The sequence below is a fragment of the Nitratireductor luteus genome, assembly GCF_026162365.1.
GTDB classification, from domain to species: Bacteria; Pseudomonadota; Alphaproteobacteria; order Rhizobiales; family Rhizobiaceae; genus Chelativorans; species Chelativorans luteus.
The window spans coordinates 109,400-131,399 of sequence record NZ_JAOANW010000012.1; the positions used below are offsets into that span (position 1 = coordinate 109,400).

Consider the following 22,000-nt stretch of genomic DNA (forward strand, 5'->3'; position numbering starts at 1 on the left):
CAAGGCAATCCACATGCGCGCCGAAACGGCAAACCTCGTTGACGAAATCAAGCAGGCGATCGACCTGCTGAGGAGGTATCTTTGACTGGGACGAGGCCATAAAGCGACTGGAATATCTGAACATGCGCGCCGAGGACGGCGCGTTGTGGGACGATCCCCAGGAAGCGCAGAAGCTGATGCGCGAGCGGCAGACGCTAGAAGACAATATCAATGCGATTAATGGCCTTTCGCAGGCCCTTGAAGATAATGTCGAACTGATCGCCATGGGCGAGGACGAGGGAGATAACGCCGTCGTCGAGGAAGCCGAGGCTGCCATCCGCTCGCTGAAAGGCGAGATTGCGGCCCGGCAGATCGACACGCTTCTGTCCGGCGAGGCCGACGCCAACGATACTTATCTCGAGGTACACGCGGGAGCGGGCGGCACCGAAAGCCAGGACTGGGCCTCCATGCTCCTGCGCATGTATATCCGATGGGGCGAACGGCGCGGCATGAAGGTCGAGGTGCTGGAAGTGCACGACGGCGAGGAAGCCGGCATCAAGTCCGCCACGATCCAGATCAAGGGACACAACGCCTATGGCTGGCTGAAGACCGAATCGGGCGTCCACCGGCTGGTCCGCATCTCGCCCTTCGACAGCAATGCCCGGCGTCATACTTCCTTCGCCAGCGTCTGGGTCTATCCTGTCATCGATGAGACCATCGAAATAGACATTCCCGAATCCGAAGTCCGTATCGACACCTACCGTGCATCCGGTGCCGGCGGCCAGCACATCAACACGACCGATTCAGCCGTGCGCATCACGCATATGCCGAGCGGCATCGTCGTGCAGTGCCAGAAGGAGCGCTCGCAGCACAAGAATCGGGCGACCGCATGGGACATGCTTCGCGCCCGCCTCTACGAGGAAGAGCTCAAGAAGCGCGAGGAAGCGGCCAGCGCCACCGAAGCCTCGAAGACGGAGATCGGCTGGGGTCACCAGATCCGCTCCTATGTGCTGCAGCCTTATCAGTTGGTGAAGGACTTGCGCACCGGGACGGAGAGCACCAACCCGCAGGATGTGCTCGACGGCAATCTGGATGCCTTCATGCAGGCTTCCCTGTCGCAACGCGTCAGCGGGGGCGCCGGCGAGGCCGTTGCCGATATAGATTGATGCAGCATCGGCGCGGGCTGTGTCAGGGCTGAAACCATATTTGTATTTGGTTCGTGCGCGGTCCGTTCTAGAGCGGTATAGGCAAATCTGGGGATGTACCCGGACGCTCGATACGCGAACGTAGCGTCGGCAATGCTCCAAAGGGGGATCTTGGTCCATGTGTGGAATCGTCGGCATCGTAGGACATTCGCCGGTCGCGCCGCTTATCGTGGATGCGCTGAAACGGCTGGAATACCGCGGCTACGATTCGGCCGGCGTGGCGACGATCGCCGGCGGTGTGCTGGGCCGCAGGCGCGCCGAGGGCAAGCTCGTCAATCTTGAAAGGCGTCTCCAGCGCGAGCCGCTCGACGGGCTGATTGGTATCGGTCATACGCGATGGGCGACCCATGGCGTTCCCAACGAGACCAACGCCCATCCGCATTTTTCCGACAATGTCGCCATCGTTCACAACGGGATTATCGAGAACTTCTCCGAGCTTCGCGACGAGTTGAGGGCCGACGGTTACGAATTCGCCTCGCAGACCGACACCGAGGTGGTAGCCCATCTGATTTCGCGCGAACTGAAGCGGGGCGCGAGACCGGAGGAGGCCGCCTTCGCAGCGCTGAGGCGCCTTCAGGGCGCGTTTGCGCTGGCGATCATGTTTTCCGGCGATGAGGACTTGATTATCGGGGCACGCAGCGGACCGCCGCTCGCGGTCGGCCATGGCGAGGGGGAAATGTTCCTTGGCTCCGACGCCATCGCGCTCGCGCCCTTTACCGATGCCATCACCTATCTCGAGGATGGCGATTGGGTAGTGGTGCGGCGCTCCGGCGTCGAGATCTTTGATATGACGGGCGCCCGTGTCGAACGCAAGCGCCAGCAGAGCATCGGCACGAGCCTGCTCGTCGACAAGGGTAACCACCGCCATTTCATGGAAAAGGAAATCCATGAGCAGCCGGAGGTGATCTCCCATACGCTGGCCCATTATCTCGACTTCGCCCAAGGCGGCTTCCGGGAACTCGAGGTGCCGTTCGATTTTGCAGCGATCGACCGCTTGTCCATTTCGGCCTGCGGCACTGCTTATCTGGCGGGCCTGATCGGTAAATACTGGTTCGAGCGCTATGCCCGCTTGCCGGTGGACATCGATATTGCATCGGAATTCCGCTACCGCGAGATGCCGCTGTCGCCAATGAGCGCTGCGCTTTTCGTTTCGCAATCCGGCGAGACGGCCGATACGCTCGCATCGCTCCGCTATTGCAAGAGCGCCGGCGTGCCGATCGGCTCCATCGTCAATGTGCGCGATTCGACCATTGCGCGGGAAAGCGACGGCATTTTCCCGACGCTGGCAGGCCCGGAGATCGGCGTGGCGTCGACCAAGGCCTTCACATGCCAACTCTCCATCTTCGCCGCGCTTGCCGTACGCGCCGCGGTAGAGCGCAAGGCGATTTCAACCGAAGAAGCCGCGCGGCTGGTGCGCGCCCTTTCGGAAGCGCCGCGTTTCGCCTCGCTCGCGCTCAAGACAGAAGAACGCATCGAGAAGATCGCGCGCGAACTCGCCCAGGTGCACCACGTGCTCTATCTCGGCCGCGACACGAACTATCCGCTGGCGATGGAAGGCGCGCTCAAGCTCAAGGAGATTTCCTACATCCATGCAGAGGGCTATGCGGCAGGCGAATTGAAGCACGGGCCCATCGCGCTCATCGACAAGCACATGCCGGTCATCGTGATCGCGCCCTACGACCGCATCTTCGACAAAACCGTGTCCAATATGCAGGAAGTCGCCGCGCGCGGCGGGCGGATTATCCTTATCACGGACGAGGAAGGGGCTGCGCGCGCGTCGCTCGATGGGATCGAAACGATCATCATGCCCGCCGTTCCCGAGATCATCGCACCGATCATCTATGCCATTCCCGTGCAGATGCTGGCCTACCACACGGCCGTTGTGATGGGGACGGATGTCGACCAGCCGCGCAACCTGGCCAAGTCGGTAACGGTGGAATAAGTCGTCGATGCGGTTTCACGGGGGGCATCGGGTTCGCCCGATTGCCCGGCACCGTTTCATGGAAGCACTGGACGCCGGGCGGGCGGGCGGATAGTCTTGCCTCGGTAGCTTATGTGCCCTCCCATGAAAACACTTGAGGCCGTGCCCGGTGATGACCCGCCTGCGCAATTATTTTCTGACGGGATTCGTCGTCACGGCGCCGCTCGCCATTACAGCCTATCTGGCGTGGTCCTTCGTCGGCTGGGTGGATTCGTGGGTCAAGCCGCTCATTCCGATGCGCTACAACCCGGACACCTATCTGCCGTTCGCGGTGCCGGGCTTCGGCCTGATCGTGGCCCTGATCCTGATTACGCTGATCGGCTTCCTGACCGCCAACATCATCGGTCGAACCATCGTTTCCTATGGCGAGTATTTCCTGGGGCGGATGCCGCTGGTGCGCAGCGTCTATCGTGGGGTGAAGCAGATATTGGAGACCGTACTTTCAGAGCGTACGGACACCTTCAAGAAGGTTGCGCTGATCCAGTATCCGCGCAAGGGATTGTGGGCGCTCGTTTTCGTTGCCACCGACGCGCGTGGAGAGGTGCAGGCGAGCCTCGGCACAGATACCGGCCAGACCGTGGCGGTGTTTTTGCCGACAACGCCCAACCCAACCTCCGGCTACCTCCTCTATTTGCCGAAAAGCGAGATCATCGAACTCGATATGAGCGTGGAGGATGGCGCCAAGCTGGTCATTTCGGCCGGCCTCGTCAGCCCTGACTATCATGAAAAGACCAAGGTGCTCGCGGAACAGGCCCTGCGCAAGAAGGCGTAACGCCTTCTCAACCGGCCCGCAGCAGCCGGATCGCCTCGTCCTTGCCGAACAGATAGAGCAGCATCCGCAGCGCTTTCCCCCGGTCGGACAGGAGCTCAGGGTCGCGGGAAAGTGTCAGCCTTGCATCGTCCCGGGCTGTAGGCAAAAGGTCCGCGTGAAACTCGATCCTTGCGACCTGAAAGCCGGGCGAACCCGATTGGCGCGTGCCGAGAAGGTCTCCTTCGCCGCGCAGGCGCAAATCCTCCTCGGCGATGAGAAAGCCATCTTCCGTGTCACGCAGGATCTGCAGCCGTCGCTTGGCCGTTTCTCCGATGGGGCCCTTGTAGAGCAGCACGCAGGACGAGGGGAGATCGCTGCGCCCGACGCGCCCGCGCAATTGATGAAGCTGGGCCAGGCCGAAGCGTTCGGCGTGTTCGATGACGATGATGGTGGCATCGGGCACGTCGACGCCGACCTCGACGACGGTCGTGCCGACGAGGATGCGGGCTTGGCCTGTCTTGAACGCCAGCATCGCCGCGTCCTTGTCGCGGCTCGCCATGCGGCCGTGAACGAGGCCCACCTTTTCCCCGAAGACCCGCTTCAGAGAAGCCGCCCGATCCTCGGCCGACATGAGTTCCACGGCCTCCGATTCCTCCACCAGCGGACAGATCCAGTAGACCTTCTGCCCGCCTTCGATCGCATCCTGCAGGCGCGCGACCAGCTCGGCGGCGCGCTCGACCGGCATCGTCACCGTCTTGATGGGGCGACGGCCGGCCGGCTTCTCGGTCAGGCGCGATACGTCCATGTCGCCGAAGGCCGTCAGCACCAGCGTGCGGGGGATCGGCGTTGCCGTCATGACCAGCATGTCCGGCGCGTCGCCCTTGGCCGTCATGGCAAGGCGCTGATGGACGCCGAAGCGGTGCTGCTCGTCGATGACGGCGAGCACCAGATTGTGGAACGCCACGCTCTCCTGGAAAAGGGCGTGCGTGCCGACGACGATGTCGGCCTCACCGCGCCCAATCAGGTCGAGCGCCGCCTGCCGCTCCCGGCCTTTCTCCCGCCCTGTCAGAAGCACCGTCCGCATCCCCACCTTTTCGGCCAGGCTGCTTATGGTGGCGTGATGCTGGCGAGCCAGGATCTCCGTCGGCGCCATCAGGGCCGACTGGCCGCCGGCCTCCGTCGCATTGGCCATGGCCAAAAGGGCCACCACGGTCTTGCCCGCGCCGACATCGCCCTGCAGCAGGCGCAGCAGGCGCTCCGGCCTGGCCAGATCGAGCTGGATCTCGGCGACCGCCGCCTCCTGCGAGGAGGTGAGGGAATAGGGTAGGGCCTTAAGAAGGGCGGCAACCAGGCGGCCGTCGCCGGCAAGCGGCCGTCCGGCCAGGCGCTTGGTACGCAGGCGCACCAGGGCCAGCGAAAGCTGTCCGGCCAGGAGTTCGTCATAGGCCAGACGACGCCACGGCGCGTTCTCCGGCGAGATGTCGTCGATGGAAGCGGGCGCGTGGAGCGTCCTCAGCGCATCGCCGAAGCTGGGGAGCGAAAGCCTTGACTGAACGCTCGCATCGAGCCATTCCGGCAGCTCCGGCAGGCGCTCCAGCGCCTGACTGATGGACCGGCGCAAGATCTTGGCGGAGAGTCCCGCCGTCAGCGGATAGACCGGCTCCACCAGCGGCAGGTTGTCGGCCTCGTCGGCGGGCACGATGTGGTCCGGGTGGACCATGGAGGGACGTCCGTTGAACCACTCCATACGGCCAGAAACCAGTATCCGCGCACCAACGGGCATCTGCCGCTCCAGCCACGGTCCCTTGGCGTGGAAGAATGTCAGCGCGATCTCGCCGGTATCGTCGAAGGCGAACACGCGGTAAGGCACATTGGGCTTGCCGCGCGGCGGCGGCTGGTGGCGGTCTACAGTCAGCGACAGTGTGACGATAGCACCTTCCGGCGCAAGGGCGATGCCCGGTCGATTGGTCCTGTCGATCAGGCTGTGGGGCAGGATGAACAGGAGATCGCCGACCCGCAGGGGCCGCGACGTCGTGTCCGCCGGGGCAACATTGCCGATCAACGCCGCAACCTTCTCGCCGATGCCGTCGAGCGTGGTCGCCGGTGCAAACAGGGGATCAAGCAGGGAAGGGCGCATCGCTGAGGCCTTTAACCGGAAGTCGGCCACAGCTTATGTACCAGAAATCGCAGCGCAAGGCTGACATCCTCCTTGTCACACGCTATATGCGCTTCGCACCGCGAAAGGCCCTGACATGACCGGAACCACGCGCACGAGCGCCGATCTCGATCCCCGCCGCCGTCGCGCCCTCGTACGGGCGTGGCGCAGAGGCACGCGCGAGATGGACCTGGTGCTGGGCGGCTTCGCCGACCTCAATATCGGCACGATGGACGATGCCGACTTCGAAGCGTTCGAAGCCCTTCTCGGCGTTTCCGATACCGAGCTGATGCCGTGGGTCACAGGCGAGAGGCCGCTGCCTGCCGAACATGATACGGACATCTTCCGCAAGGTGGTTGCCATGGCACGTGACGGGAAGCTCGTCCGGGGATGACAAAGCTTATCGATACGATAGGCCTGAAGGCCACCACCGCCGGCCTCACGGTTCTTGACGGCGTGGCGGACGGCTACGAGCCGTTTGCGCTCGCGCAGATTTCGAAGGAAATCGCCGCCGACAGGCCGCTCGTCTTCGTGGTCCGCGACGGGCAACGCCTGCCGTTGATTGCCGAGGCGCTGCGGTTCGTCGCGCCTGGTATCCCCGTTCTCGAACTGCCCGCCTGGGATTGCCTTCCCTATGACCGGGTTTCGCCGGGTGCCGATGCCGCCGCGAGGCGGCTGGCCGCGCTGTCGGCCATGGTGGCGCTAAAGGACAAGCCGCACCGCGCCATAATCCTGTTGAGCGCCAACGCGCTTCTGCAGCGCATGCCGCCGGCCGAACAGATCAGGACGCAAGGGCTCAAGGCAAGGCCCGGCAACCAGGTCGACATGGAGCAACTGGTAGCGACGCTGGAGCGGGCGGGCTTCGAGCGCGTGCCTACGGTGCGCGATGTCGGACAGTATGCGGTGCGCGGCGGCATTCTGGATCTGCATGCGCCGGGTTCGGAAGAAGCGCTGCGCCTCGATTTCTTCGGCGACACGCTCGAATCCATTCGTGCCTTCGATGTCGCCAGCCAGCGCACCATCGGCCAGCGCACGGAATTCTCGCTGCAGGCGATGAGTGAGGTAATGCTGACGCCGGAGGCGATCAGCCGGTTCCGCCGCAACTACATCGAGACATTCGGTGCGCCTTCGCCCAGCGACGCGCTCTATTCCGCCATTAGCGAAGGACGTCGGTTTGCCGGCATGGAACACTGGCTGCCGCTGTTCTTCGAGCGGCTGGAAACGGTTTTCGACTATCTGCCCGACGCGCCTTTCGTCTTCGATCATTTGGCCGAAGAAGCGGTCGGGGAGCGCCATGCGCTGATCGTCGACCATTACGAGGCCCGCAGGCGGCAGATGGCCGGCGACGGCGTGCAGAACGCCGTTCCCTACAAGCCGGTGCCGCCCGAAACGCTCTATCTCGACAGAGAGGAAGTGGACGCAGCCGAACGCCACAAGACCGTCATCCGCATGACGCCGTTCGCCGCGCCCGACGGCAGCGGTGCCGCCGTGCGCCATGCCGGAGTCGAGGCCGGACGCAGCTTTGCCGGCGAGCGCGCGGACCCGAACGCCAATGTGTTCGACCATGTGGTGCGGCATATCGGTGCGCTGAGGGCCGCGGGCAAGAAGGTGCTCATCGCCGGCTGGAGCGAAGGTTCAGCCGACCGGCTGGGCCAGATCCTCGCCGAACATCAGCTTGACAATGTCGAACAGGTTGCATCACTCGACGATCTGGCGCGCCTCGACCTAGGCAAGGCAGGGCTCGGAATCCTGCCGCTGGAAACGGGTTTCGAGACCGCGCAACTTGCCGTCATCGGCGAGCAGGACATGTTGGGCGACCGCCTCGTCCGGCGCTCCAGGAAACGCAAGAAAGCCTCTGATTTCATTGCTGAAGTCAACGCGCTGTCGGCCGGTGACATCGTCGTTCACTCCGACCACGGCATTGGCCGTTTCATCGGGCTGAAGACGATCGAGGCTGCGGGGGCGCCTCATGAGTGCCTAGAGTTGCGCTATGCGGGCGACGACCGGCTGTTCCTGCCGGTCGAGAATATAGAACTCCTGTCGCGCTATGGGTCGGATTCGGCCGAGGCGGTTCTCGACAAGCTGGGCGGCGTTGCCTGGCAATCGCGCAAGGCGAAGCTCAAGAAGCGTCTGCTAGAGATGGCCGGGCAGCTTATCCATCTCGCCGCCGAGCGCGCCATGCGGCCGGGCGCCAAGCTGTCGCCGCCGGACGGCCTCTACGGCGAGTTCGCGGCGCGCTTTCCCTATGACGAGACGGACGACCAGCAGAACGCCATCGACTCGGTGCTGGACGATCTTTCGTCGGGCCGACCGATGGACCGCCTGATATGCGGCGATGTCGGCTTCGGCAAGACAGAGGTTGCGCTACGCGCAGCCTTCATCGCGGCCATGGAGGGCCTGCAGGTGGCCGTCGTGGTGCCGACAACATTGCTGGCGCGCCAGCATTTCAAGACCTTCCGCGAGCGTTTTGCGGGCTTGCCGCTGAAGGTGCGCCAGGCATCGCGGCTCGTAGGCGCGAAGGAACTCGTTGAGACGAAGAAGGGCATTGCCGACGGCACGGTGGACATCGTGATCGGCACCCATGCGCTTCTGGGGAGCTCGGTCAGCTTCAAGAATCTCGGTCTTCTCGTCATCGATGAGGAGCAGCATTTCGGCGTCAAGCACAAGGAACGGCTGAAGGAGCTGAAATCGGACGTGCATGTGCTCACGTTGTCGGCCACGCCCATCCCCCGCACGCTGCAGCTGGCGCTGACCGGCGTGCGCGAATTGTCGCTGATCGCCACGCCGCCGGTGGATCGGATGGCGGTGCGTACCTTCATCTCGCCCTTCGACCCGCTCGTCATTCGCGAGACGCTTCTGCGCGAGCGCTACCGCGGCGGCCAGAGCTTCTACGTCGTTCCGCGTATCTCGGACCTTGGCGAAGTAAAAGACTTCCTGGCCGAGCAGGTGCCGGAGCTGAAGGTGGCCACGGCGCATGGGCAGTTGCCACCGGGCGAGCTCGACGACATCATGAACGCATTCTATGACGGACAGTACGACGTGCTTTTGTCGACGACGATCGTGGAATCGGGCCTCGATATTCCCACCGCCAACACGCTGATCGTGCACCGGGCCGACATGTTCGGCCTGGCCCAGCTTTACCAGATACGCGGACGGGTGGGGCGGTCGAAGGTGCGCGCCTATGCGCTCTTCACCCTGCCGGCCAACCGCACGTTGACGGCAACGGCGGAGCGGCGGCTGAAAGTGCTGCAATCCCTCGACACGCTAGGCGCCGGCTTCCAGCTCGCCAGCCACGATCTCGACATTCGCGGCGCGGGAAACCTGCTCGGCGACGCCCAGTCGGGCCACATCAAGGAAGTCGGCTACGAACTGTATCAGCAGATGCTGGAAGAGGCGGTGGCCGAGCTCAGGGGATCGGGCGAGGTGGTGGATACGGGCTGGTCGCCCCAGATCACTGTCGGCACGGCGGTCATGATCCCCGAGCACTATGTGCCCGACCTGCAATTGCGGCTGGGGCTTTACCGCCGGCTTGGTGACCTGGAAACACCTGGCGAGATCGATGCTTTCGGAGCCGAACTCATCGACCGTTTCGGGCCGCTGCCCGATGAGGTGCAGCACCTGCTCAAGATCGTCTACATCAAGGCGCTGTGCCGGCGCGCCAATGTGGAGAAGCTCGACGCGGGGCCGAAGGGCGTCGTCCTGCATTTTCGCGAGAAGCAGTTTCCCGATCCGGCAGGCCTGGTCGGCTACATTGCCGCACAGGGTCCGGCAGCCAGGATACGGCCCGACCACAGCGTCGTCTTCATCCGCGACCTGCCGACCTCGGAAAAGCGCCTGGCCGGCGCAGCCGTCATCATGACCCAACTTGCCAAGCTTGCCGAAAAGGAAGCGGCGTAGAAGGCTTCTGGAATTATTGGGAAGGTGTTTCGTCCAGCGCGCCCTGAGCCTTGGCCTGGGAGACCTTGACGATGGCGTCGGCCAGCGCGTCCGGCGGCTGGGCGCCCATGAGCGCGTAACGGCCTTCCAGCAGGAAGCAGGGAACGCCGGTGACGCCCATCTGCTGGGCAGTGGCGATCTCTTCTTCGACTTCCGGCCGATCGGCCGGCGTGGCCAGCAGCGTTTCGACGAGTCTCGGATCCATGCCGGCGGCGCCCGCCGCCTCAATCAGCACCTGGTGATCGCCTATGTTCCGGCCTTCCTCGAAGTAGAGCCGAAACAGCCGGTCGACCAAGGCGCCCTGCGTGGCGGCTCCCGCATCGGCAGCGGCCCAGCGGATCACGCGGTGCGCATCAAGTGTGTTGGGCGAGACCTTAATGGCGGCGAAGTCGAACGGGATACCTGCTTCCTGGCCCATTTCCCGCAACCGTTCGTGAAGAGCGTCGGAGCGCTCCATGCTGCCGAATTTCTCGACCAGGTAGTCGTGCCTGGGCTTGCCTTCCGGCGGGATGGTGGGGTCGAGCTGGAAAGGCCGCCAGCGTACCGTCACATCCGCGCCGTCGATGCTGATCAGCGCCCGCTCCAGATTGCGTTTCCCGACATAGCACCAGGGACAAACGACATCCGAGACGACATCGATACTGATCGGGGCTTCCTGTTTCATCGTTCCGCCTATTCCGGTTTTCGCCACCAGGCGTCGAGCTCGTAGCCGTTCAGCGAGGGCTGTTCGGGGTGCTCCAGATAATTCCAGTAGGCGATCCACCTTTTCGTGTTGTGCTGCATGGGCACCATGTAGGCACCGGAGATGAGCAGCCGGTCGAGCGCGCGCACGGCGGCGACATAGGTCTCCTTGTCGCGGGCGTTGAGCATGGCGTCGATCATGGCGTCCACGGCCGGATCGGCGACGCCGGCGAGGTTGAAGGAGCCTTCGGCCTTGGCGGCCTCGGAGCCCCACCGGCCGAGTTGCTCGATGCCGGGGGAGAGCGAGCCGGAAAAGCCGACTGGAGCGATAATCATATCGAACTCAAAGGCCTGTTTGCGTTGTTGCATTTGCGCATCGTCCAAACTGCGCAAAGTCACGTCGACGCCGATCCTTGAAAGGGTCCGTTGAAAGGCAGTTGCAAACCGTTCCTGCTCACCCGGCACGAAAAGAACTTCGAAGGAAAGACTGTTTCCCTGTTCGTCCTCGAGCACACCGTTCTTGATATTGTAGCCAGCCTCGCTCAACAGGCCGACTGCCTCCCGTAGCCGGTCGCGGTCGATCTCGCCCCCCTCAAGGAGCTTCTTGCCGTATGTGCCATCCATGACGTCGGCTGCAACCTTGTCGGCATAGGGCGCGAGCAGTTTTCTTTCGATTTCATTGGCCGGTGTACCAAGCGCGGATAGTTCTGAACCTTGCCAATAGCTGAGTGTGCGCCGATATTCGCCGTCGAACATATTCGCATTGATCCAGCCGAAATCGTAGAGCATTGAGAGAGCGCGGCGCACTCGCGGGTCTGCAAACTTTTCGCGGCGCGTATTGAAGACAAAACCGAGAACCACGGGTGGAATCCCCAACTCGATGGACTCAACGACGACATCGCCTTTGGCTGCAGCGGGAAAGTCGAAGTCGCGTTTGATCTTGTTGGGTTCAATACCGGTATATACCGGTCCTCCATAGACCGAGCAGATGCCCTTCTTGAATGCCTCGAACTGGGCGTTGGAGTTGAGGAAATATTCTATCGTGATGCGGTCGTAATTGTGGAAGCCGCGCATGGAGGGCACGTCGGCGCCCCAGTAGTCGGGATTGCGTTTGAAGACGATCCGCTGTCCGGGCTCGACCTTCTCGATCGTATAGGCGCCGCTGCCCGTCACCGGATTTAGGGTCGAACGGTCGAAGGTTTCGCGGTCGAAAGCGTGGGCGGGAATAACGGGGGTCAGGGCGACGATCAGCGGGAATTCCCGGTCGGCGTTTTCGTTGAAGGTGAATTTTACCTTGCGGTCGCCGGTCTTCTCGATGCTCCCGATCTTGGCCATGCGGCTGGAATAGGGCGGACGACCCTTCTCCTCGAAGGTCTCGTAGGTGAAGATGACGTCTTCCGGCGTGACCGGTTGCCCGTCGGACCATCTCGCATCCGCCGCGAGGGTGAACTCGGCATAGGTCCGGTCCTCATCCATCTCCACCTTCTCGGCCAGCAGGCCATACAGCGAGAAGGGCTCGGATGCGTTGCGCCGCATCAACGGCTCGAACACGAGATTGCCGAAGATCGTGTCGATCACGCCGCGCGCCGTCGTGCGCATGCTCTTCAGGATGAAGGGGTTGAGATTGTCGAAGGTCCCGACCACGCAATAGGTGATCTCGCTGCCCTTCGGCGCATCAGGATTGGCATAAGGAAAGGTCTGGAAATCGGCGGGGAGCGCCGGTTCGCCGTTCATCGCAACGCCATGGGCCGGCGTCTGGGCCACGGTTGGCGACGCCGCCAACATGGGAAATGCGAACAACACGGCCGACAATAGTAACGGACGAAGCATGGTGATCCCTTCACTCTCCAGGCGAATCGCTCTCAGGCTGGCGCCGATGGTCCGCAGGATCAAGGCTCCATTATGGTTTCATATGGCAGGCAGGCGGACAAGCCTTGCCGAGATCCTCGCTGGGACTGGCAACATATTTGCCGATTTGGGCACTGGATTCCGGCGGACAGGCGTTGTAACACGCGCTCAAGCCTTGCTGTCGCCGCATTCCGCCAACAGGAAGCGGGTGGAAAGAGGCAGCCTGCTGCCAAGAGTTTCAAGAGGAACGGGAAATAATGATGAGCCTCAAAGCGAAAGCGTTCCGCACGGCAACCCTTTTCTGCGGCGCGCTGGGCGTGGCCATGATCGGCTATGCCGGTGCGGCAAATGCGCAGGAAAACGCGCCGGACGGCTGGTTCAAAGCCTGCACCAAGCAGGAAGATGTCGACGTCTGCAACGTTCAATACCTGTTGCGGGCGGATAACGGCCAAATGCTGACGGCAGTGAACCTGATCGAGGTCAAGGGCAAGGTCAATCGCCGGGTGCTGCAGATCGCTGTTCCAAGCGCGCGCCTGATCCCCCCCGGCGTGGGCTTCCAGATAGACAGCGGCAACACACAGAAGATCGACTATGCGATCTGCATTCCCGATCGCTGCGTGGCCGAGGCACAGTTGACCGACGAGATCGTAAGTTCGCTCAAGCGCGGATCCGAACTGACACTGACATCCGTCAACTTCCAGAACCAGCCCAACCCGATCAAGGTTACGCTACAGGGCTTCACGCAGGCCTATGATGGCGAGCCGCTCCAGCCGACAGCGCTGGACGATCGGCAGAAGAAGCTTGAGGAATTCGTCTCGAAGAACAACGAGGAGTTCACCGAGAAGCTCAAGCAGGCTCAGGAAAAAGCCAAGCAGGCGGAGTAATATCCGCGCGTAGGTATCAAAGCAGGGCCCCAAGCGGGCCCTGTTTCATTTTCGGTACCCTGTGCGTCCGAATGGATGCACAAGGAGGTGCTCTAATGATTGTGGCGGATGCGCGGCTGGTAGCGTCCGTCGGAGGTCTCGACGAACAGCTCGAACAGTTGAGGATGGCGAACCGGCACGCCGGAATCGTCCTCCAGCAGATTTTGCTCGGAAACGTAGGCGACGTACTCCGTCTCCTCGTTTTCGGCGAGCAGATGATAGAAGGGCTGGTCCTTGCGTGGCCGCACTTCGGCGGGAATGGCTTCGTACCATTCCTCGGTGTTGTCGAATTCCGGGTCGACATCGAAAATAACGCCACGGAAGGGAAACATCCGGTGGCGAACCACTTGGCCTATCGAGAATTTTGCGGTCTTTATGTTCTGCATGTTTGAAACCTCATTGCCTATGTGGCGCAGCTTCACCGCCAATTCAATCCCAAAAGCCGGCTCCGGACCCGCATCCAAAGGCGATATGTCCCACGCAGGGCCGTTCCGTAGCACGGCGCGATAACACCAGCAGAAGGGGCGAAACAGAATTGGGCGATGTCGTCGGCCTGGTGCTGCCATTCTTCGGACTGATCTTTATCGGGTTCGTAGCAGCCAGAATTACATGGCAGCCAGCCGAAGCGCTGGGCTGGATGAATACGTTCGTCATCTATGTGGCGTTGCCGGCGCTGTTTTTCCAGCTCGTTGCCAGAACCCCGGTGGAGCGGTTGACGGAGTGGCGGTATGTCGCCGGTGTCGTCTTTTCCACATACCTCGTGTTCTGCCTCATGTTTGCCGTTTCGATGGCGATGTCGCGCGGCAAGGTCGCCGAGAGCACGATCAGGAGCCTGGCCGCCTCCTACGGAAATATTGGCTATATGGGGCCGGGCCTGGTGCTGCTGGCGTTCGGCCCCGAGGCAGCGGTGCCGGTCGCGCTGATATTCTCGTTCGAGAACGTCGCTCATTTCGCGGTCGCACCGATGATGATGGCGATCGCCGAAGGCCGCAGGGGCGAGGCTGGCCGTCTCATCTTCGAGGTCGTGCGGAAGATCGTCCTTCATCCCTTCATCCTGGCGACGGCGGCGGGCGTGCTGGCTGCCTTCCTGCAGTTCGAGCCGCCGGAGGCGGTAAGCAAGCTGCTGGAGTATCTGTCGGGGGCGGCCGCGCCGTGCGCGCTGTTTGCCATGGGCGTGACGCTGGCACTGCGGCCCATGCGGCGAATGCCGAGCGAACTCGGGCTGATCGCCATACTGAAGCTATGTTTTCACCCGGCGCTCTGCTTCGTGGTGCTGAGCCTCGTCGGCAATTTTCCGGATGTATGGGTCTATACGGCCGTGCTCATGGCCGCCTTGCCGACGGCCACCAATGTCTTCGTGATCGCCCAGCAATACGATGTGTGGGTGCAGCGTGCATCGGCCAGCGTGCTCGTGACCACGGCGCTGTCGGTCGTCACGGTCACCGCGCTGCTCTATGCAATCGTCAACGACTATGTGCCGCCGGATCTATTCCCATGATCGAGGGGCACCGTTTCGCCGCCGGATGAGCGGCCATCGTTTCACGGCCGGCGAAGCGCCCCGGGCAGAAGGGCGCGGAAGCCGCTGCCGGGGCTCATGCCCTCGCGCATGAAGAAGCCGCGCAGGGGTGCGAAGCTGCGTAGCGCGCCGAGCGTGCCGCTGCGGGCAAGCTGCGCCGGCAGGAGCGAAGACAGAAGCGAAGCATTGAGCATGTTGACCGCTGCGCTGCGCGCCACGGTATCCGGCCTGCGGCGCGCATCATATTGCACGAGCGCCATTGTGGAACCGGGGTCGGATCCGTGTTCGCCCACCACGGCCACCAGATCGACGATGTCCCGCATGCCGAGATTCAGCCCCTGTGCAGTGATAGGCGGAAAGACATGCGCTGCTTCGCCCACGAGCATCACGCGGCGCGCGGCAAACCGCGCCGGTGTCAGGGCGGCCAAAGGATATATCTGATGACCGGGCTCGACGGTGACCTTCCCCAGCATCGATTGGAGGCGCTCTTCCAACTTCACCGACAGGGATGCGTCGTCGAGTGCCGCCAGTGTCTCCGCCTGTGCGGGGCTTGTCACCCATACCAGGCTCGAACGAAGCCCCCCTGGCAGCGGCACCTGCGTGCATGGGCCGTTCTCCGTGTGAAATTCGGTCGATGTATCCGCGTGACGGCGCGAATGCCCGAAATTGAGCACTAGGGCCGACTGAGGCAGTTTTTTTGTCCGGGCGGCTATGCCGGCGGCTTGTCGTGCCAGCGAATTGCGGCCATCGGCGGCGACAGCCAGAGGCCCGGAAAACTTGCTTCGATCGGCCAGTTCGGCGGTGATGCCGTCAGCGTGTGTTTGCCAGCGTTCGACCGTGGTTTCACGCCATTCCACCAGGGAATGGCCCCATACTCGGTCCGCCAGCGCCTCATTCAGGTGAGAATTGGGTATGTTCAGCCCGAAATAGGGAGCGTCGATCTCGACTGCGCGAAACGTTACGGTGCCGCTGCGCACCAGACGCTTCGTGCCATCGACGACGCGCATGACCGCCAAGGGGGCCGAAAACGCTTCCAGCGCCTCCAACACGCCAAGGCTTTCCAGATATTGCAGGGCTGGACGCATGAGAGCGGTCGTGCGGCGGTCATCCGTGCGGGGGGAGGGGCCGACCAGCACCACGCGGCGTCCGATCTCCGCCAGGGCGAGGGCTGCGGTGAGGCCGACAGGCCCCGTGCCGGCCACGATTATGGATTTGTCTTGCCCGCACCGCATCGTCTCGCACATCCCTGATTGAAGTCTTCGGTTGGTATAGCATCGTCAGGACGGCGGACAATCGGACAGCTTGTCCCGCCAAGCCAGAAACGATGACGACGGCTGTCGATTTTCCACATGCTTTAAAGAAAAGGATGCTGCGCCATCGCATTAGCGCATGCTAACTACTGCGTCCCTTATGTGTCCTTTCCGATGCATAAAGGACGCTGTAAGTTATTGAACCTGCGCATCGTGGAGCAGCCGCAGGGAGTGTGGAAGGGTGGAAACTTGGCGGCGGCCTGTTTTTCCCGAACCGGAACGGGCGGATTTCTCACATGAAGGCAAAGAAGGTCACAGCGCCGCAGGCCAAGGCATTCTCGGTTCATCTGCTGACCGCGTCCGGCTCGTTTCTGGCCTTCCTGTCGCTGGTCGCGGCCAGCGAAGAGCGCTGGACGGCGATGTTCTGGTGGCTGGGGCTGGCACTGCTCGTTGACGGCATTGACGGGCCGATCGCCCGCAAGCTGCAGGTCAAGGATGTGCTGCCCACCTGGTCCGGCGACATGCTGGACAACATCATCGACTACGTAACCTATGTGCTGATTCCAGCCTTCGCCCTCTATCAGAGCGGGTTCATGGGGGAGGGGCTGTCATTCCTGTCGGCTGCCATCATCGTGGTTTCGAGCGCGATCTATTATGCGGATACGGGCATCAAGACGAAAGAGAACTTCTTCAAGGGGTTCCCCGTCGTCTGGAACATGGTGGTTTTCACGCTTTTCGTCATTGGACCGGGCGAATATGCCTCATTTGCCGTCGTCGTCGTCTCGGCGCTGCTGACCTTCGCGCCGATACACTTCCTGCACCCCGTGCGCGTCATGCGGCTGAGGCCGCTGAACCTTTCGGTCTTTTTGCTGTGGTGCGCCTTTGGCGCCGTGGCGCTGTTGCAGGATATGCAGGTGAGCCCCATCGTCGCGGTGGGCATCGGCGTCACCGGCGCCTATCTCTATGTTATCGGCGGGATCATGCAGTGGATACCCAGCCTCGGAAAAAGGGAGAGTTGACGTTGCCGAAAGCAATCCGAGTGCACGAGACGGGCGGGCCGGAAGTAATGCGGCTCGAAGACGTGTCCGTGGCCAAGCCCGGAAAGGGCGAAGTTCTCATCCAGCACAAGGCGATCGGGCTGAATTTCATCGACGTCTATTTCCGCACCGGCCTCTATCCGGCCAAACATCCCTTCACGCCCGGCGGCGAGGGCAGCGGCATCGTGCTGGAGGCGGGCGAGGGCAGTGGTTTTGCGCCCGGCGACCGTGTGGCCTATTGCGCCGGCAATGGTGCCTATGCCGAGCAGCGCGTCCTGCCGGCGGATCGGTTGGTGCGGATGCCGGATGAGGTATCCTTCGAGCAGGCGGCGGCGATCATGCTTAAGGGCATGACGGCCTGGTACCTGCTGCGCCGTACCTTTCCTGTCAAGAAGGGCGACACCATCCTCTATCACGCTGCGGCGGGTGGTGTCGGTCTGCTTCTCGGGCAATGGGCCAAGCACCTTGGCGCGACGGTCATCGGCACGGCAGGCGGGCCGGACAAGGTGGCTCTCGCCAGGAGGCACGGCTACGATCACGTCATCGACTACAAGAGTGCGGATTTCGTGGCGGAAGTGCGCGAATACACCAAGAACAAGATGTGCGACGTCGTCTACGATTCGGTGGGTAACGACACATTTCCGGCTTCGCTCGACTGCATCCGTCCACTCGGCCTCTTCGTGAGCTTCGGGCAGTCTTCAGGGCCGATCCCGCCTTTCAGTATCAACATACTGTCCCAGAAGGGTTCACTGTTCGCGACCCGGCCAACGCTTTTCACCTACATCGCCGACCGGGGTGAACTCGAAACCGCGGCGCGCGAGTTGTTCGACGTCGTCGCATCGGGTGCGGTCGAGGTGGTCGTCAACCAGAGCTACAAGCTGACGGAGGTCGCCGTCGCCCATGCCGATCTCGAAGGGCGCAGAACAACGGGAGCGAGTGTACTCATTCCCTAGCGTTGGCGCTGTACCGGAGCGGAACTGCTGGCATCGCTGGAAATGTTGAAGCACTTTCAAGCGAACAGAGTCTATTGCATGGCGTTCTTGCGCGCCTACGATGGTCATGGGAACGAATGATAAGGGCGGCGAAAACGCCGCGTACTCGCAAATGGGAGGTGTTGTGAAGACAACACTGACAGACGATTCCGGTCTTCTGCTGGATGTTCGGGGCCTGACAAAGGTGTTCGGCTCGCTGAAGGCCTGCGATGCCGTAGATCTGACGATCGGCCGAGGCGAGATTCATGCTTTGTTGGGAGAGAACGGCGCCGGCAAATCGACCTTCGTGAAAATGCTCTTCGGCGCGTTGGAGCCGGCCGCAGGCACGATACTCTGGAAGGGCAATCCTGTCGCCATATCGAGCCCCGGCGAAGCGCGCCGGCTGGGCATCGGCATGGTTTTCCAGCATTTTTCGCTCTTCGATGCACTGACGGCAGCCGAGAACATCATGCTGTCGTTGGAGGACGGAGCGCAGATCAACACTGTTGCCGAGCGGGCGCGCAAGGTGTCCGAAGCCTACGGGCTACCGCTCGACCCCTATGCCCATGTCGGCGACCTGTCGGTGGGCGAACGGCAGCGCATCGAGATCGTGCGCTGCCTGCTGCAGAACCCGGAACTCATCATCCTGGACGAGCCCACCTCGGTTCTCACGCCGCAAGAGGCGGACAAGCTGTTCGAAACGCTGGAAACGCTGCGTTCGGAGGGGCGGTCGATCCTCTACATCTCGCACCGGCTCGAGGAAGTGAAGCGGATGTGCGACCGGGCCACCGTCCTGAGGCACGGCCGTGTCGTCGCCCAGTGCGATCCACGGCAGGAAACCGCCTCGTCCCTGGCGCGCATGATGGTGGGCGACGAGGTCAAGGGCGTCGAGCGTGGGGCCAGGGGAGGCGACAAGGGCAATGCGCTTCTGGAAGTACGCCGGCTCAGCAGCCGCGCCGCACATCCCTTCGCCGTTGAACTCTCCGACATAACCCTTTCGGTTCGTGCCGGCGAAATCCTCGGCATTGCGGGCGTCGCCGGCAATGGCCAGGGCGAATTCTTCGAGGCGATTTCCGGCGAGGTGCTTCAGGAGGATGCCGATGTCGTCCGTATCCGCGGCCAGTCGGCCGGTCGCCTCGACATCACAGGCCGGCGGCTTCTGGGCGCCGGCTTCGTGCCGGAAGAGCGGCTTGGCCATGCCGCTGCACCGCTGCTGCCATTGTCGCAGAACCTCCTCCTGTCACGCTACAGCACCGACGCGGCCGCTTTCCTCGCGCCGCTGGGCTTCATCCGGTATGGCGCGATAGCCAGGGCCGCCAAGCGCATCGTCGATGCGATGGACGTCCGCAAAAGCACCGAGGATCCGGAGGCCACCGCGCTTTCGGGCGGCAATCTGCAGAAATTCGTCATCGGCCGCGAGCTCGATCGCCGGCCGGGGTTGATGGTGGTTGATCAGCCGACCTGGGGCGTGGACGCGGGGGCCGCCGCGCGCATCCGCCAGGCGCTGATCGATCTTGCCAAAGAGGGAGCGGCGGTGCTCGTGATCAGCCAGGATCTCGACGAACTCTTCGAAATCTGCGACGCCATCGCCGTCATGCACAAGGGCAGATTGTCGGCGCCGCTGCCGATAGCCGAGGCCACCTATGAGAAGGTCGGGCTGCTGATGGGCGGCGCCCATGCGGGCGACCCGCAGGCGCGGACGGAGGAGATGGCCTGATGCGGCTGGAACTCATCAAGCGGCCGCAGCAATCGCCGCTCTTCTCCGCGCTGTCGCCCTTCCTGGCGCTGGGCCTTACGCTGATCGCGGGCGCGATCATGTTCCTGGCGCTCGGCAAGAACCCGTTTTCGGCGCTCTACTTCTTCTTCATCGATCCGCTGCTTGAAGTGTGGTCTCTGCACGAGCTGGCGGTGAAGGCCGCGCCGCTGATCCTCATCGGCGTCGGGCTTTCCATCTGCTATCTGTCCAACAACTGGAATATCGGGGCCGAGGGCCAGTTCATCGTCGGAGCGATCGCGGGCTCGATCCTGCCTATCCTGTTCCCCGCCTTCCAGTCCTGGATCGTGCTGCCGCTTATGCTGCTCATGGGCATCGCCGGCGGGGCGGCCTACGGCGCCGTTCCGGCTGTCTTGAAAGCGCGCTTCGGCACGAACGAGATATTGACCAGCCTGATGCTGGTCTATGTGGCGCAGCTTTTCCTCGACTGGCTGGTGCGCGGACCCTGGCGCAATCCCGAAGGCTTCAACTTTCCGGAGACGCGCAACTTCCACTCCTACGCGATCCTGCCCGAGATGTTGCCAGCCTCCGGCCGGGCCCATTGGGGCTTCGCCTTCGCCATCATCGCGGCCATCCTGTTGTGGTTCATGCTGGCGCGGACGCTGAAGGGCTTCGAGGTCAAGGTCATCGGGCAAAGCCCGCGGGCAGGGCGCTTCGCGGGCTTCTCGCGGACACGCATGATCATATTCGCTTTCCTGGTCTCGGGCGGGTTGGCCGGCCTTGCCGGCATCAGCGAAGTCTCCGGCGCGATCGGGCAATTGCGGCCGTCCATCTCGCCGGGCTACGGGTTCACGGCCATCATCGTTGCGTTCCTCGGGCGTCTCAACCCGCTGGGCATCATCGCAGCGGGGCTCGTTCTAGCGCTTTCCTATCTCGGGGGCGAGGCCGCGCAGATATCCATCGGCGTTACCGACAAGGTGGCGCGGGCCTTCCAAGGCATGCTCCTGTTCTTCGTGCTGGCCTGCGACACGCTCATCCATTACCGCATCCGCCTTGTGAAGCCGGCGCCGGCTCTTGCCGCAGCGCCGGCCAACGAAAGGGTCGAAAAACATGCTTGAATCGATCCTCATCACCGTTGCCACTGCCGCCACGCCGCTGCTGATAGCGGCGATCGGCGAACTGGTCGTGGAGCGGTCTGGCGTGCTCAACCTTGGCGTCGAGGGCATGATGATCATGGGGGCGATCACCGGCTTCGCCGTCGCGCTCACGACCGGCTCGCCCTGGCTCGGTATCTTCGCTGCGATCATCGTCGGCGCCCTGGTCTCGCTGCTGTTCGGATTCCTCACGCTGACCCTGGTGACCAACCAGGTCGCGACCGGACTGGCGCTCACGCTGTTCGGCCTCGGCCTCTCCGGCATGATCGGCGAGAGTTTCGTCGGAAGGCCCGGTATCAGGCTCGGCACCCTCGACATTCCCGTTCTGGGCGATCTCCCGCTGGTGGGGCGGCTGATCTTCGGCCAGGATCCGCTGTTCTACATTTCGATCATGCTGACGGCGGCTGTGGCCTATTTCCTGTTCTCCACGCGTGCCGGCCTGATGCTGCGCGCGGTCGGCGACAATCACGTCTCCGCCCATGCCCAGGGCATCAAGGTCGTACGCATCCGCTATCTGGCCGTCATGTTCGGTGGCGCGTGCGCAGGGCTGGCAGGCGCCTATCTGTCGCTCGTCTATACGCCGCAATGGGTGGAGAACATGACCGCCGGGCGCGGCTGGATCGCGCTGGCGCTGGTTGTGTTCGCATCCTGGCGCCCTTGGCGCGTTGTGGCCGGGGCCTATCTGTTCGGCGGCGTCACCATCGGCCAGCTCCATGCCCAGGCCCAGGCGCTGGCGATCCCTTCGCAGCTACTTTCTTCGCTTCCCTATCTGGCAACGATTGCGGTTCTCGTCATAATCTCGCGAAACCGCCGGCTGACCATGATGAATACCCCGGCATCGCTGGGACGCCCATTTGTGCCGGACAGATAACAGACGGGATGGCGTCCCCAGGCAACAA

At 62.8% G+C, this 22,000-nt stretch carries 16 protein-coding genes and 1 pseudogene; 12 read left to right on the top strand and 5 right to left on the bottom strand.

Features of this window, described 5'->3' with window-relative positions:
- Window positions 1-13: 13 nt before the first annotated feature.
- From prfB to N1058_RS17060, 3 genes and pseudogenes are all read left to right on the top strand, one after another.
- Window positions 14-1,145 (top strand): peptide chain release factor 2 gene (prfB, locus tag N1058_RS17050; RefSeq protein WP_265518804.1). Its coding sequence is split into 2 segments (ribosomal slippage): window positions 14-79 and window positions 81-1,145, totalling 1,131 coding nucleotides; the frame shifts between segments, so codons are not numbered across the junction.
- A gap of 157 nt (window positions 1,146-1,302) precedes the next feature.
- On the top strand, window positions 1,303-3,126 hold the full coding sequence (glmS, locus tag N1058_RS17055) for a glutamine--fructose-6-phosphate transaminase (isomerizing) (protein ID WP_265518805.1): 1,824 nt from the start codon (window positions 1,303-1,305) through the stop codon (window positions 3,124-3,126).
- 151 nt (window positions 3,127-3,277) lie between these two features.
- Window positions 3,278-3,993: pseudogene (locus N1058_RS17060) on the top strand (DUF502 domain-containing protein).
- On the opposite strand, the gene recG reads toward N1058_RS17060, so the two are convergent.
- On the bottom strand, window positions 3,945-6,053 hold the full coding sequence (gene recG, locus N1058_RS17065; protein ID WP_265518806.1) for an ATP-dependent DNA helicase RecG: 2,109 nt from the start codon (window positions 6,051-6,053) through the stop codon (window positions 3,945-3,947). The pseudogene N1058_RS17060 and the gene recG overlap by 49 nt on opposite strands.
- Before the next feature lie 115 nt (window positions 6,054-6,168).
- Here recG and N1058_RS17070 point away from each other — a divergent pair, with 115 nt between their 5' ends.
- Both N1058_RS17070 and mfd read left to right on the top strand, forming a co-directional pair.
- Window positions 6,169-6,465 carry an FAD assembly factor SdhE gene (locus tag N1058_RS17070; RefSeq protein ID WP_265518807.1) on the top strand — a complete coding sequence of 99 codons (297 nt, stop codon included), beginning with the start codon at window positions 6,169-6,171 and terminating at the stop codon, window positions 6,463-6,465.
- Entirely contained in the window at window positions 6,462-9,968 is a 3,507-nt protein-coding gene (mfd, locus tag N1058_RS17075) for a transcription-repair coupling factor (protein WP_265518808.1), read from the top strand. The genes N1058_RS17070 and mfd overlap by 4 nt, the downstream gene beginning before the upstream one ends.
- Window positions 9,969-9,981: 13 nt before the next feature.
- Here the strand turns inward: mfd and N1058_RS17080 are convergent, their stop codons facing one another.
- Together N1058_RS17080 and N1058_RS17085 are read right to left on the bottom strand one after the other, a co-directional pair.
- Window positions 9,982-10,671 carry a DsbA family oxidoreductase gene (locus N1058_RS17080; protein WP_265518809.1) on the bottom strand — a complete coding sequence of 230 codons (690 nt, stop codon included), beginning with the start codon at window positions 10,669-10,671 and terminating at the stop codon, window positions 9,982-9,984.
- Window positions 10,672-10,679: 8 nt separating this feature from the next.
- Window positions 10,680-12,518: an extracellular solute-binding protein gene (locus N1058_RS17085; RefSeq protein ID WP_420848008.1), complete on the bottom strand. Its 1,839-nt coding sequence runs from the start codon at window positions 12,516-12,518 to the stop codon at window positions 10,680-10,682.
- 275 nt (window positions 12,519-12,793) lie between these two features.
- Here N1058_RS17085 and N1058_RS17090 point away from each other — a divergent pair, with 275 nt between their 5' ends.
- Window positions 12,794-13,420, top strand: a complete 627-nt coding sequence (locus tag N1058_RS17090) for an invasion associated locus B family protein (RefSeq protein WP_265518810.1) — start codon at window positions 12,794-12,796, stop codon at window positions 13,418-13,420.
- 92 nt (window positions 13,421-13,512) lie between these two features.
- Here N1058_RS17090 and hspQ read toward each other — a convergent pair whose 3' ends face one another.
- Window positions 13,513-13,845, bottom strand: a complete 333-nt coding sequence (gene hspQ, locus N1058_RS17095) for a heat shock protein HspQ (RefSeq protein ID WP_265518811.1) — start codon at window positions 13,843-13,845, stop codon at window positions 13,513-13,515.
- A gap of 149 nt (window positions 13,846-13,994) precedes the next feature.
- Between hspQ and N1058_RS17100 the strand changes: the two genes are divergently transcribed.
- Window positions 13,995-14,957, top strand: a complete 963-nt coding sequence (locus N1058_RS17100) for an AEC family transporter (protein ID WP_265518812.1) — start codon at window positions 13,995-13,997, stop codon at window positions 14,955-14,957.
- A gap of 41 nt (window positions 14,958-14,998) precedes the next feature.
- On the opposite strand, the gene N1058_RS17105 is transcribed toward N1058_RS17100, so the two are convergent.
- Window positions 14,999-16,207, bottom strand: a complete 1,209-nt coding sequence (locus tag N1058_RS17105; RefSeq protein ID WP_265518813.1) for a UbiH/UbiF family hydroxylase — start codon at window positions 16,205-16,207, stop codon at window positions 14,999-15,001.
- 314 nt (window positions 16,208-16,521) lie between these two features.
- Between N1058_RS17105 and pcsA the strand changes: the two genes are divergently transcribed.
- The 5 genes from pcsA to N1058_RS17130 all read left to right on the top strand — a co-directional run bounded on the left by pcsA (window position 16,522) and on the right by N1058_RS17130 (window position 21,972).
- The gene (gene pcsA, locus N1058_RS17110) at window positions 16,522-17,244 is read left to right on the top strand and encodes a phosphatidylcholine synthase (protein ID WP_265518814.1); all 723 of its coding nucleotides are present in this window, start codon (window positions 16,522-16,524) and stop codon (window positions 17,242-17,244) included.
- Window positions 17,245-17,246: 2 nt separating this feature from the next.
- On the top strand, window positions 17,247-18,215 hold the full coding sequence (locus N1058_RS17115; RefSeq protein ID WP_265518815.1) for a quinone oxidoreductase family protein: 969 nt from the start codon (window positions 17,247-17,249) through the stop codon (window positions 18,213-18,215).
- A 151-nt stretch (window positions 18,216-18,366) separates the two neighbouring features.
- Entirely contained in the window at window positions 18,367-19,950 is a 1,584-nt protein-coding gene (locus N1058_RS17120; RefSeq protein WP_265518876.1) for an ABC transporter ATP-binding protein, read from the top strand.
- On the top strand, window positions 19,950-21,065 hold the full coding sequence (locus N1058_RS17125) for an ABC transporter permease (RefSeq protein WP_265518816.1): 1,116 nt from the start codon (window positions 19,950-19,952) through the stop codon (window positions 21,063-21,065). Before N1058_RS17120 ends, N1058_RS17125 begins: the two co-directional genes overlap by 1 nt.
- Window positions 21,058-21,972: an ABC transporter permease gene (locus tag N1058_RS17130; RefSeq protein ID WP_265518817.1), complete on the top strand. Its 915-nt coding sequence runs from the start codon at window positions 21,058-21,060 to the stop codon at window positions 21,970-21,972. The genes N1058_RS17125 and N1058_RS17130 overlap by 8 nt, the downstream gene beginning before the upstream one ends.
- The last annotated feature ends 28 nt before the right edge of the window (window positions 21,973-22,000 follow it).

Excerpts from the sequence above, each read along its gene's own strand:
- glmS (WP_265518805.1), top strand. The coding sequence starts at position 1,303 with ATGTGTGGAATCGTCGGCATCGTAGGACATTCGCCGGTCGCGCCGCTT.
- N1058_RS17130 (WP_265518817.1), top strand. The coding sequence starts at position 21,058 with ATGCTTGAATCGATCCTCATCACCGTTGCCACTGCCGCCACGCCGCTG.
- N1058_RS17125 (WP_265518816.1), top strand. The coding sequence starts at position 19,950 with ATGCGGCTGGAACTCATCAAGCGGCCGCAGCAATCGCCGCTCTTCTCC.
- pcsA (WP_265518814.1), top strand. The coding sequence starts at position 16,522 with ATGAAGGCAAAGAAGGTCACAGCGCCGCAGGCCAAGGCATTCTCGGTT.
- N1058_RS17090 (WP_265518810.1), top strand. The coding sequence starts at position 12,794 with ATGATGAGCCTCAAAGCGAAAGCGTTCCGCACGGCAACCCTTTTCTGC.
- N1058_RS17085 (WP_420848008.1), bottom strand. The coding sequence starts at position 12,518 with ATGCTTCGTCCGTTACTATTGTCGGCCGTGTTGTTCGCATTTCCCATG.
- N1058_RS17070 (WP_265518807.1), top strand. The coding sequence starts at position 6,169 with ATGACCGGAACCACGCGCACGAGCGCCGATCTCGATCCCCGCCGCCGT.
- N1058_RS17120 (WP_265518876.1), top strand. The coding sequence starts at position 18,367 with ATGGGAGGTGTTGTGAAGACAACACTGACAGACGATTCCGGTCTTCTG.
- recG (WP_265518806.1), bottom strand. The coding sequence starts at position 6,053 with ATGCGCCCTTCCCTGCTTGATCCCCTGTTTGCACCGGCGACCACGCTC.
- N1058_RS17080 (WP_265518809.1), bottom strand. The coding sequence starts at position 10,671 with ATGAAACAGGAAGCCCCGATCAGTATCGATGTCGTCTCGGATGTCGTT.
- N1058_RS17105 (WP_265518813.1), bottom strand. The coding sequence starts at position 16,207 with ATGCGGTGCGGGCAAGACAAATCCATAATCGTGGCCGGCACGGGGCCT.
- mfd (WP_265518808.1), top strand. The coding sequence starts at position 6,462 with ATGACAAAGCTTATCGATACGATAGGCCTGAAGGCCACCACCGCCGGC.
- hspQ (WP_265518811.1), bottom strand. The coding sequence starts at position 13,845 with ATGCAGAACATAAAGACCGCAAAATTCTCGATAGGCCAAGTGGTTCGC.